This window comes from Nonomuraea antimicrobica (genome assembly GCF_039536965.1).
Classification (GTDB): domain Bacteria; phylum Actinomycetota; class Actinomycetes; order Streptosporangiales; family Streptosporangiaceae; genus Nonomuraea; species Nonomuraea antimicrobica.
In genome coordinates this window covers 435-11,244 of sequence record NZ_BAAAZP010000189.1, presented here as the reverse complement: position 1 = coordinate 11,244, position 10,810 = coordinate 435, and the positions used below count along the sequence as shown (strand labels likewise).

10 protein-coding genes are annotated in these 10,810 nt (G+C 70.8%); 3 read left to right on the top strand and 7 right to left on the bottom strand.

Going from position 1 to position 10,810, the window contains the following annotated elements:
* Positions 1 to 607, top strand: a 607-nt coding sequence (locus ABD844_RS43305; protein ID WP_344892404.1) for an anti-sigma factor, incomplete at its 5' end; no start/stop codon positions are given.
* A gap of 34 nt (positions 608 to 641) precedes the next feature.
* Here ABD844_RS43305 and ABD844_RS43300 read toward each other — a convergent pair.
* On the bottom strand, positions 642 to 1,151 hold the full coding sequence (locus ABD844_RS43300) for an NUDIX hydrolase (RefSeq protein ID WP_344892401.1): 510 nt from the start codon (positions 1,149 to 1,151) through the stop codon (positions 642 to 644).
* A 190-nt stretch (positions 1,152 to 1,341) separates the two neighbouring features.
* Here ABD844_RS43300 and ABD844_RS43295 point away from each other — a divergent pair, with 190 nt between their 5' ends.
* Positions 1,342 to 1,581 carry a hypothetical protein gene (locus ABD844_RS43295; RefSeq protein WP_344892398.1) on the top strand — a complete coding sequence of 80 codons (240 nt, stop codon included), beginning with the start codon at positions 1,342 to 1,344 and terminating at the stop codon, positions 1,579 to 1,581.
* 150 nt (positions 1,582 to 1,731) lie between these two features.
* Complete coding sequence (locus ABD844_RS43290; protein ID WP_344892396.1) at positions 1,732 to 3,963, top strand: M64 family metallopeptidase; 2,232 nt, start codon at positions 1,732 to 1,734, stop codon at positions 3,961 to 3,963.
* Here the strand turns inward: ABD844_RS43290 and ABD844_RS43285 are convergent.
* The 6 genes from ABD844_RS43285 to ABD844_RS43260 all read right to left on the bottom strand — a co-directional run bounded on the left by ABD844_RS43285 (position 3,907) and on the right by ABD844_RS43260 (position 10,543).
* On the bottom strand, positions 3,907 to 4,902 hold the full coding sequence (locus ABD844_RS43285; protein WP_344892394.1) for a phosphotransferase family protein: 996 nt from the start codon (positions 4,900 to 4,902) through the stop codon (positions 3,907 to 3,909). The two genes, ABD844_RS43290 and ABD844_RS43285, sit on opposite strands and share 57 nt — an antisense overlap.
* 80 nt (positions 4,903 to 4,982) lie before the next feature.
* A complete protein-coding gene (locus ABD844_RS43280) occupies positions 4,983 to 5,981 on the bottom strand; it encodes a LacI family DNA-binding transcriptional regulator (protein ID WP_344892391.1) in 999 nt (332 codons plus the stop codon).
* Positions 5,962 to 7,371 carry a GH1 family beta-glucosidase gene (locus ABD844_RS43275; RefSeq protein ID WP_344892389.1) on the bottom strand — a complete coding sequence of 470 codons (1,410 nt, stop codon included), beginning with the start codon at positions 7,369 to 7,371 and terminating at the stop codon, positions 5,962 to 5,964. The genes ABD844_RS43280 and ABD844_RS43275 overlap by 20 nt, the downstream gene beginning before the upstream one ends.
* Positions 7,368 to 8,198 (bottom strand): carbohydrate ABC transporter permease, encoded by an 831-nt coding sequence (locus ABD844_RS43270; protein WP_344892386.1) that lies wholly within the window; start codon positions 8,196 to 8,198, stop codon positions 7,368 to 7,370. The genes ABD844_RS43275 and ABD844_RS43270 overlap by 4 nt, the downstream gene beginning before the upstream one ends.
* On the bottom strand, positions 8,195 to 9,151 hold the full coding sequence (locus tag ABD844_RS43265) for a carbohydrate ABC transporter permease (RefSeq protein WP_344892383.1): 957 nt from the start codon (positions 9,149 to 9,151) through the stop codon (positions 8,195 to 8,197). Before ABD844_RS43265 ends, ABD844_RS43270 begins: the two co-directional genes overlap by 4 nt.
* Before the next feature lie 54 nt (positions 9,152 to 9,205).
* Positions 9,206 to 10,543, bottom strand: coding sequence for an ABC transporter substrate-binding protein (locus ABD844_RS43260; RefSeq protein ID WP_344892380.1), 1,338 nt, complete (start codon positions 10,541 to 10,543; stop codon positions 9,206 to 9,208).
* Positions 10,544 to 10,810: the final 267 nt, after the last annotated feature.

The window sequence follows — 10,810 nt, the reverse complement described above, 5'->3', positions numbered from 1 at the left end:
GCCGGACCCCGCCGGCGGCCCGGCCGTCCGGACACCGCCACGCGAGCCCGCGTCCCGGCAGCCGCAGGAGTTCCCGGTGGTGTCAGAGATCCTGGTGGCGGCGGCGACCCCTGTGGGCGCAGCGGCGGTGCCGTCGCGGTCGCGGCGGCGGAAGGTGACGGCGGCGCTGGCCGCCGTGTCGGCGGCGGCCGCGATCGTGCTCGGCGTGGTCGCCTTCGACGCCCGCCGCGACCTGGGCGAGCTGGCCGCCGGTCACGAGGAGCTGGTTGCGCTGCTGGCCACGCCCGACACCGAGACGGTACGGCAGCCCGTCACCACCGGCGGCACCGGCACGCTCGTGATCTCGCGCTCGCGGGGACGCATGGTGTTCGCCTCGTCGGGCCTGCGCGAGCTGCCCGAGTCGATGGCGTACGAGCTGTGGCTCATGGGCCCGGACGGCCCACGCCCGGCCGGCCTGCTCGAACGCCGCCCTGACGGCCTGACGCGCCCCGTCGTACTGGCCCCGCTGGAACGCGACGACCGCGTGGCACTCACCGTCGAGCCCGTACGGGGCTCCACCGAACCCACAACCCAACCCGTCCTGCTGGCCGAGCTACCCCAACGGTAGAGCCGCCCGATTCGGCGGGGTTCGTCGGGTGGCCTCACCCGTCCAGGGCAAGGGGTTCGCCCGGCAGGCTCCCCTGGTCGTTCAGGACATCGGCGAGCAGGAGGGGCAGTCCGGGCGGCCGCAGCGCCTGCGTGGTCTGGGCGGCGGTCAGCTCGGTGACCGACCACCACCGGTGCCCGGCGATCGCCTCGCGCTCGCCCGGCTCCCGATGCTCTCGGCTGATGCCGCCGGCGTCGCGGATTCGCGCGAGGAAGTACTTCTCATGCATGTGGACGGGCTCGCCTGACCAGCGGACGTCCACGTCACGGGTCCACAGGCACGGTCCCCAGTCGACGTCGGTCAGGCCGGTCTCCTCGAACAGCTCCCGGCGCGCGGCCTGGAGAAAGCTCTCACCGGGCTCGACACCGCCGCCCGGCGGTATCCAGAACAACTCCGGCACGGGAAGACGCGGTACGACGATGGCGCCGTCGTCGCGGACCCGCAGCAGGAGAATCCGGTCATCCTGATCCAGCAACACGATCCGAGCACCGTGCCGCGTCCTCACCTGATCGCTCCCTTTTCTCCTGTACAGAGGACAGCACTGTACGTGAAGATCGACGAAAACTGATCATTTCCCCGATTCAGCCCACCACTGCACCGGTGGTGGCCGTCCGTGCGCCGCCGGATGCCGGGGTGGAGGAGGCCAGGAAAGGTGGTCGGATCTCGGTGGGCCGCGAGGGCTACGATGCGTTCCGATGAACGCCAGGAGCAGTGGGCCACCGGCTCCCCGTCTCGCCGGCCTCCGGTCGCGCCGGCCCGCCGACAGCGCCGTGGTCTTCGAGCGGCGAGACATCGGCCGGAGCCCGGCCACGTTCTCCGAATACCTCGACGCCGGTGAGCACGAGCAGGCGACGCCGAAGGGTGCGCTCGGGCTGCCTGACAGCGTCGCCGCCGGGCACGCCTTTCTCGATCTCGTGGAGAGCACGCTCGGCTGATCTCGCGGCGCGGTCGGGCCGAGCGGTCACGGGCTGGATCGGCAGGCTCACGCGCCCCTTCTTCAGCTCACCAACCTGGCATTCGCTATTGCCTCAGAAGTAATCAAAACGGGATGGACTCCCGACTCGCGCGGCCCGATAGTGCTGCTCATGCGTATCATCGCGGCCCTGACTTTGGCCGCCGCCATGTTAGGCGTGTCGCCGGCGATCCCCGCGCACGCCGCCGGACCCGGCTCGGCCACCGTCGTGCCCGTGCAGGTCACCGGGACCCCGGCCCAGCGCTTCAACCTGATCGTCATGGGCGACGGCTACACCGAGGCAGAACAGGCCGACTTCGCGGCCGACGTCGACCGGCACCTCAACGTGATGTGGTCGATCGAGCCGTTCAAGTCCTACCGGAACTACATCAACGTCTACCGCATCGACATCGTCTCCGGCGAGTCGGGCATCAGTTGCGACCCGGGTCTGGACGCGCCGCGCCGTACGACGCCGCTGTCCATGGGCTTCTGGGGCCGCTGCAACCCGAACAGCGTCCAGCGGCTGATCACCATGGACAACGCCGCCGCCACCCGCTACGCCGACCTGGTAACCGGCACCACCTCCGGCAACCGGCAGATCCTCGCCCTGGGCAACAGCGGCACGTACGGCGGCGCGGGCGGCTCGTACGCCACCGCCTCCGGCAGCAACAGCATGTCGGCCCTGATCAGCCCGCACGAGCTGGGCCACTCCCTGGGCGGCCTGCAGGACGAGTACGACTACTACCAGCGCGGCGTCCCCGGCGGCGCCTACGCGGGCCCCGAGCCGTCGAGCGCGCACCACTCCCTCCTGACCGAGCAGCAGATGCTCGACCAGCGCAAGAAGTGGTGGCGCTGGCTGGGCGAGCCCAGCGAGTCAGGCGGCCCGATCGGCCGCTACGAGGGCGGCCTCTACTACACCAGCGGCGTGTGGCGGCCGAGCGCCCACTCGATGATGAAGACCCTCGGCTACTACTTCGACCAGGTCAGCCGCGAGGTCATGGTGCAGCGCATCACCGCGAAGACCCTGGTGATCCAGGGCTCCACGCCCACGGAGGCGCCCGTCGGCGCCGACCGGGTGCTTTGGGTCGAGCCGATGCGTCCCGTCAGCCACTCCCTGGTCACCGCCTGGACCGTGGACGGCAAGGAGGTGCCGGGCGAGCGCGACGAACTCGACCTGCGCACGCTCGGCCTGTCGCCGGGCAGGCACACGGTCACGGCCACGGTCTCGGACCCGACCGAGTTCGTCAGGGACCCGGCCGTCAAGGCGGCCATCACCAGGAGCCGCACCTGGACCGTGGACACCGCCGTCACCACCCCGCCGGACGGCGTCGAGCCCGAGATCGTCTCCTCCACCCCCACCGACCGGCCGCTCGGCCGCGACGAGGTCGTGTACGTGGAGACCACCCACCCGGCCGCGACCGTCCCCGAGGTCACGTGGACGCTGGACGGCCGCCGCCACAAGGGCTCCGACCTGGACCTCAGCGAGCTGGACCTGGAGCCGGGCACGTACACCCTGACCGCGAGCCTGGGCGGCAGGACGCTGACCTGGACGGTCGACGCCACCACCCCCGCCACCGCGTACGAGCTGTCACGCCCGCTGGCCAGGTCCGGCGACACCTACGTCTACAACGCCCCCTTCACCATGCGGCTCACCGGCGACGACGACCGCGACGGGTACGTGGTCTCGGAGTCGCGGGTGGACGGCGACGGGTGGTTCAACTACTTCGGCTGGCCCACCTCCTCCAGCCTGCCCTGGACGTTCTCCGAGCAGGGCACGGAGATCGACTCGCTCGTCTACGGCAAGCTGCCGCGCGGCCGGCACACGATCGAGTACCGCTCCATCGACGCCGCAGGCAACCACGGCGAGCCGAAGAGCTTCACCGTCACGACCATCGCCCCGCCGCCGGCCTGCACGCGCACCGTCACGGGCGTGCACCGTGGCGCGCTGACCGTCGCCGACGGCGTCACCTGCCTCGACGGCGCCGAGGTCACGGGGTCGGTCACGGTGCGGCCCGGCGCCTCGCTGGTGGTCGACGGCGGCCGGATCGGCGGCGGGCTCACCGCGGCCGGGGCCGCCGAGGTGCACGTGCTCGGCGCCCGCGTCGCAGGCGCGCTCAGCGTGAGCGGCGCGCGGGTCCTGACCGTGGTCGGGGCCGAGATCGACGGCGCCGCGGTGCTCAGCCGCAACACGGCGCCGATCCTGTCGGGCACGACGGTCGAGGGCGCGCTCGCCTGCACCGGCAACACGCCCGCGCCGGTGGACCTGGGCGTGCCCAGCAGCGCCAAGGGCGCCGGGCAGTGCGCGAACCTAGCCGACGGGGCCCGCGGACGCGCGTACGAGGCGGTCCAGAACGTCGCCCAGTGAGGCGGTGGCACGATCGCGGACCCTGGCGTACTCGTCCGGCGGGTACTGCCGGGGTCCGTTCTCGACCAGCAGGATCAGGTACAGGTAGGCGCGGTAGAGGTCGATCCTGGTGCGCGCGGTAGGGGTCAGCTCCAGCGGCGTCACCTCGCGGTAGCCCGCCAGCAGCGGATCGTCCTCGGTCAGCTCGCCGAAGATCGTCGGCGTGACGAACTCGGCGAGCGGATCGCCCCAGAAGGCCCGCTCGTGGTCGATGATCGCCTGGATCCGCGGCCGGCCGCTCACGTCGAGGAAGACGTTGCCCGGCCAGATGTCGAAGTGCACCAGGCGCGGCGTCGTCACCTCGTCCAGCGCGGGCGCCGCGGCCTCGAACACCGCCCGCAGCTCACCGGCCGGGAGGGGCAGCGGCGTCGGGTAGCGTTCGGTGTCGCCGAGCAGCGCCGACACCATCGCCAGGAACGCCTCCCGCCAGGTGGCGCCCACGATCCCGGCGTGCGGATAGCCGAAGACCTCGCCCGTCACCGCGTTGAACCGGGCCAGGTGGCCGCCCAGCTCCCTGCGCAGCGCGGCCTCGCCCGCCGGTTTGACGTCGTTCCAGGACACCCCGTCGAGCGCGGCCAGCACCAAGTAGTCGCCGCCCAGCACCGGATCGTCGAACCCGGCCCGCAGCAGCCCGGCCACCGGCACGCCCGCCGCCACCGCCAGGCCGATCGCGGCGGCCTCCGTGCGCAGCAGGTTGCGCTCGTAGCTGAGCTGCTCCAGCTCGGGCGGGGGCGACAGCTTGAGCACCACCTCGCGGCCGTCGTCGAGCCGGAGCCGCCAGACGGCGTTGGCGAAACCGTCGGTCAGCTCGGTGGCGGCCGCGACGCCCGCGCCCACCGCCCGGCGCAGCAGGGCATCCAGCTCGGTCTGTGATAAACGGCGCTTCGTCCGGCTGTCCACGGGGACCTCTTTCGCGACTTCAGGCGGTCTCGGGCGGTTTCACGCGGTCTCAGGCGGTCTCAGGCGGTCTCGGGACGGTCTCAGGCGGTCTCTCGGCGTACGAGGTGGGTGTCGAGGATCACCACGGGCTGACGCAGCTCCTTGCCGTTGATCCGGGCCACCAGGAGCTGCGCCATCTGCCGCCCCATCGCCTCGGTCGGCTGGTGGACGGTGGTCAGCGGCGGGTCGGCGTGCAGCGCCGCCTTGGAGTCGTCGAACCCGATCACCGCCACGTCGCCGGGCACCGCCCGGCCCCCGGCCTTGAGCACGCGCATCGCGCCCAGCGCCATCGGGTCGGAGGCGGCGAAGACCGCGTCGAGATCGGGATGCTCGCGCAGCAACTCGGCCATCGCCGTGGCGCCGCTCTGCTCGGAGAAGTCGCCGTAGGCCACCAGCTCCCGCAGGCCGGAGGGCAGCAGCGCGTCGCGGTAGCCCGCGAGCCGGTCGACGCCCACGCCCATGTCCTGCGAGCCGGCGATCGTCGCGATCGCCGTGCGGCCGAGGCCCAGCAGGTGCTTGACCGCCTGCCGGGCCCCCGCCCTGTTGTCCATGTCGACGTAGCTGTAGGGGTCGAGGCCGACGGGCCGGCCGCCCAGCACGGTCGGCACGCCCATCGCCTCCAGCCTGCCCGGCAGCGGGTCGGCCCCGTGCAGCGACAGCAGCAGCACGCCGTCGACGTGCTGGCCCGTCAGGTAGTGCTCCAGCCGGGCGTGCTCCTCGGGGGTGCGCGCCATCGCCAGGATGAGCTGCAGCCCGGTCTCAGCCAGCGCCGAGCCGATGCCGCGGATGGTGCCCGCGAAGTACGGCTCGTCGAAGACCCGGTGCTGCGACTCGGACACGACCAGCGCGACCGTGTCCGTGCGGCGCGTGACCAGCGCCCGCGCCGCCCGGTTGGGGACGTAGCCCAGCTCGCGGATGGCCAGCTCGACGGCCTCGCGGGCCTTGGCGCTGACATTGGGCGAGCCGTTGATGACTCTCGACACCGTGCCCCGGCCCACACCGGCCCGGGCCGCGACTGCCTCAAGAGTCGGTCGGTTCATGGCGCCTATTCTGCCGGATGATCTCCGAGTACCAGAGCGCGCTGTCCTTGAGCAGCCGCTCCTGGGTCTCGAAGTCCACCCGAACCAGGCCGAATCGCTTGCCGTAACCCCAGGCCCATTCGAAGTTGTCCATCAGCGACCAGGCGAAATAGCCCTCCAGCGGCACGCCCGCGTCGATGGCCGCCTTGCAGGCGCCCAGGTGCGCCTCCACGTACGCCCTCCGCTCCCGGTCGTGGACGCGGCCGTCGTCGAGGACGTCCTCGAAGGCCGCCCCGTTCTCGGAGACGACCATCGGGATCGGCGGGTACTCCCGCGCCACCCTGGTGAGCACCTCCACCAGGCCGCCCTCGTCGATCTCCCAGCCCATCGCCGTCACGGGACGCCCCCCGTGCACGAACGACACGTGCTCGCTGCCGACCCACGGCGAACCCGTCTCCGTGGGGGCCGCCGCCGCCGACTGCCTGCCGCCTGGTGCTCCCGAGACCGTGAAGCGGCTGTAGTAGTTGACGAGCAGCACGTCGATGGGCGCGTTGATGATCTTCATGTCGCCCGGCCTGATGAAGTCGGTCTCGACCCGCAGGTCCGCGAGCACGTCCTCCGGATAGCGGCCCAGCAGCAGGGCGTCCAGGAAGAACCGGTTCTGCAGGCCGTCGATGCGCCGGGCCGCGTCCAGGTCGCGCTCGCCGCCGGTGGCGGGGGTGACCGCGTACAGGTTGACGCAGCCGCCGACGCGGCGGGCGTTCATCGCCTGGACGGCCAGCCCGTGGGCCAGGTTGAGGTGGTGAGCGCCCCTGATGGCGTTCTCCGGCTCGCGCCGGCCCGGGGCGTGCTCGCCCGAGGCGTAGCCGAGGAACGCGGCGCACCACGGCTCGTTGACGGTGCCGAAGGTGTGGACGTGGTCCTTCAGCGCCTCGTGCACGGCCGCCGCGTAGTCGGCGAAGCGGTGGGCCGTGTCGCGGTTGGGCCAGCCGCCCCGGTCCTCCAGCTCCTGCGGCAGGTCCCAGTGGTAGAGGGTCAGCCACGGGTCGATGGCGTGGCCGCGCAGCTCGTCGGTGAGCCGCTTGTAGAAGTCCAGGCCCTTCTGGTTGACGGGTCCCGAGCCGGTCGGCTGGATGCGGGGCCAGGAGACGGAGAACCGGTAGGCCGACAGGCCCAGCTCCGCCATGACCGCGACGTCCTCCCGGTAGCGGTGGTAGTGGTCGATGGCCACGTCCGCGTTGTGCCCGCCGAGCACCCGGCCCGGCGCCCTGGCGAAGGTGTCCCAGATGGAGGGGCCGCGCCCGTCCTCGGCGACCGCGCCCTCGATCTGGTACGCCGACGTCGCCGCCCCCCAGGCGAAGCCCGCGGGGAAGCGCAGCCCGGAACGCGTCTGTTCCTCTTGTGTCGTCACGCCTTGACCGCACCTTCCATGAGACCGCCGACGATCTGGCGGCCGAATGCGACGAATACCGCGATGAGCGGGATGATGGACAGCGCCGTGCCCGCGAAGATCAACGTGTAGTTGGTGGAGAACCTGGCGTTGAGCGAGGTGATCGCGATCTGCACGGTCGGGTTGTCCGGGGTCAGCACGATCAGCGGCCACATGAAGTCGTTCCACATGAGCATGAACGTGTTGATGCCGAGCACGGCCATGCCGGGCCGCACGGCGGGCAGCACGACGTTCCACCAGATGCGCAGCGTGGCGGCGCCGTCCACCCGGGCGGCCTCGACCAGCTCCATCGGCACGGCCTGCCGCGTGTACTGCGTCATCAGGAACACGCCGAACCCGTTGAGCAGGTACGGCAGGATGACCGCCTTGAGCGTGCCCGTCCACTCCAGGCTCACCATGAGCCGGTAGAGCGGCACCACGCCCATCTGCTGCAGCGGCACCGCCATCGTCAGCAGCACCAGTACGAGCAGCGCGTTGCGGCCCTTGAAGCTGAGGTTCGCGAACGAGAAACCGGCCAGCGTCGAGATGACGACGACGGAGACGGTGACGACGCTCGCCACGACGAACGAGTTCGTCAGGCCCAGCAGGAACTTGGCGTCCTCGTTGTTCAGCACGGCGACGATGTTCTCGCCCAGGTTCCCGCCGGGCAGGAACGGCGGCGGCACCGCCACCGCGTCGGCGTTCGTCCGCGAGGCGATGACCAGCATCCAGTACAGCGGGAACGCCGACAGGAACACGGCCACCGCCAGCATGACCCTGGTGAGGACGGTCGGGGACCAGGCGGTCACGTGGTGCCTCCGATCCTGCGCACGAACAGGAAGTTGATCGCCGCGCCGATGAGGATGAGCAGGAACAGCAGCCAGGCGGCCGCGGCGGCGTAGCCGTAGTCGAACTCGCGGAAGCCCTGCTTGACGATGAACATGGCCACCGTCTGGAACTGGCCCTGCGACCCGCCGTCGACGTTGCCGTTGTAGAACGTGGTCGGCTCGGAGAACAGCGTGAGGCCGCCGATCGTGGAGTTGAGCACCACGAAGATCATGGTCGGGCGCAGCATCGGCAGCGTGATCTGCCAGAACTGCCTGCGCCTGGAGGCGCCGTCGATCGCCGCGGCCTCGTACAGGTCCTTCGGGATCGTCTGCATGCCGGCCAGGAAGATGATCGCGTTGTAGCCGGTCCAGCGCCAGTCGACCATGGTGGCGATGGCGATCCACGACGGGATGCGCTCGGCCCGCCAGTTGACGTTCTCGACACCGAGCAGGCCCAGGATCCAGTTGACCAGGCCCCAGTCGCGGGCGTAGAGCTGCGTGAACACCACCGCGACCGCGACCACCGACGTGACCAGGGGCAGCAGCACGCTCATCCGGATCGCCAGGCGGAACCGGAAGCGCTTGTTCAGCGCGTTGGCCAGGAACAGCGCGAGCAGCATCTGCGGGACGGTGGCCAGGACGAACATGCCCACCGTGTTCGCCACGGCCCGCCAGAAGTCGTCGTCCGTCAGCAGCGCGGCGTAGTTGCCCAGCCCGGCCCACTCCGTGGTCCCGGCCAGGTCGTAGTCGTAGAGCGAGTAGTAGAGCGTGAACGCCAGCGGGAAGAGCCCGAACGCGGCGAACAGCAGGAAGTACGGGGACACCAGGGCGTACGGCATCGCCTTGACGTCCAGGTGGGAACGCCAGCGGCGGCCGGGCGGGCGGGCGCGGCGGCTGTCGCCGCGCGTCGCCCGCGGAAGGGTGTCGAGACTCATGGGAGACCTTTCGGCGACGAGCCCGGCCCGCCGCGAGCGGGCCGGGCGGGAGGATCAGCCCGCGGCCTTCACCGCGTCGTCGACCAACTGCTGCCAGGCTCCGTCGTACGGGACGGAGCCGTCGTCCATGCCCTGGACGACCGACTCGATGGCGTTCTTGACCTGGGCGTGCTTCACGCCGAGGAAGACCGGCTGGAGGCTCGACGCCGACTTGGCGAAGATCTCGCCGATGGGGGCGTCGTTGAAGAACTCGTTCTTCGCGCCCTGCACGCCCGGGTCCTGCTGCGCCTTCGTGTTGCTGGGCATGTTGCCGAAGTCGGTGAAGATGCTCGCCTCGGTCTGCGCCTGCGTCAGGTAGTCGGCGACCATGGCCGCCTCCTTCGGGTGCTTGGACTGCTTGGGCACGGCCAGCCACGAGCCGCCCCAGTTGCCGCCTCCGCCCGGCACCGCGGCCACGTCCCACTTGCCCTTGCCCGCGTCACCGGCGTTGCCGCTGACCACGCCGAGCATCCAGGACGGGCAGCCCACCGTGGCGAACGCGTCCTTCTGGGTGCCCGCCGCCCACTCGTCGGTGAAGTTGCGCAGCTTGGCGGTCAGGCCCTGCCGGGTCATCTCCTGGGCGAAGTCGAAGGCCGTCCGCACCGCCGGGTTCTTGTCGACGATGAGGTTGTTGTCCCGGTCGAAGTACGTGACGTTGCCGTTCTTGGCCGCCTCCTGGTACAGCACCACCTGGTACAGCGTGTTGGTGCCGTCGGCCCACCGGGTGTCCTTGACCTTCGCCTGGAACTGCTTGCCCACCTCCATGAACGCGTCCCACGTCGGCCACAGCGCGCCCACCGCCTCGCGGTCCGTGGCCAGTCCGGCCTGCTTGAACAGGTCCGTGCGGTAGCAGATGCTCATGCCGCCGATGTCGGTGCCCAGGCCGAACAGCTTGCCGTCGGCGGTGACGCCGTTCTCCCACTTCCAGGCGGGGAAGTCGGCCTTGCGCGACTCCAGGCCGTGCTCCTTCAGGTCGGCCCACCACTCGGGGTGCGCCTTGGCCAGGCCCATGCCGCCCTCGTCGATGCCGACCACGTCGCCCGCGCCGGTGCCGGCCTGCAGCCACTGGATCATCTGCGGCCAGTACTGCTGCTCGAACTGGTCGGTCAGGTGCTCCTCCTTGATCTGGATGTCCTTGTGCTCCGCGTTCCACTTGGCGATGGCGTTCTTGTAGCCGAAGTTGGTGCCGCCGCCGAAGGTCTGGACGCGGATCGTGACCGGCTCGGTCGCCGCCGAGGAGGCTGGAGCGCTGGACCCCGGGGTGCTGCCGGAACCACAGGACGCGACGGCGAGGGCCGCCGCGGCCAGGGCCGAGGCCGCGGCAAGTCGGCCGCGACGCCTGCTGATCATCATGGTGGACCCCTTCTCGGGTGACTTGTTGGGGGGAGTGGAGTGCACCGCGGTACGCGTTCCGCCGCGGCAGGAGTCTTGGGAGCGCTCCCACAAAGGGTGCACTTGTGCAGTCGGCGCGGTCAATCCCGCGCAACGTAACCGTTACCAATGGTGCGATTTGCCGCAGAGGAACCGGATCTATAGCCCCGAACGCCGCAAAAGGCGCTTTGGGAGCGCTCCCATCACAAGAGGCATCTTTCGTGTCACATCAAGGGCATCTCGCCCGCA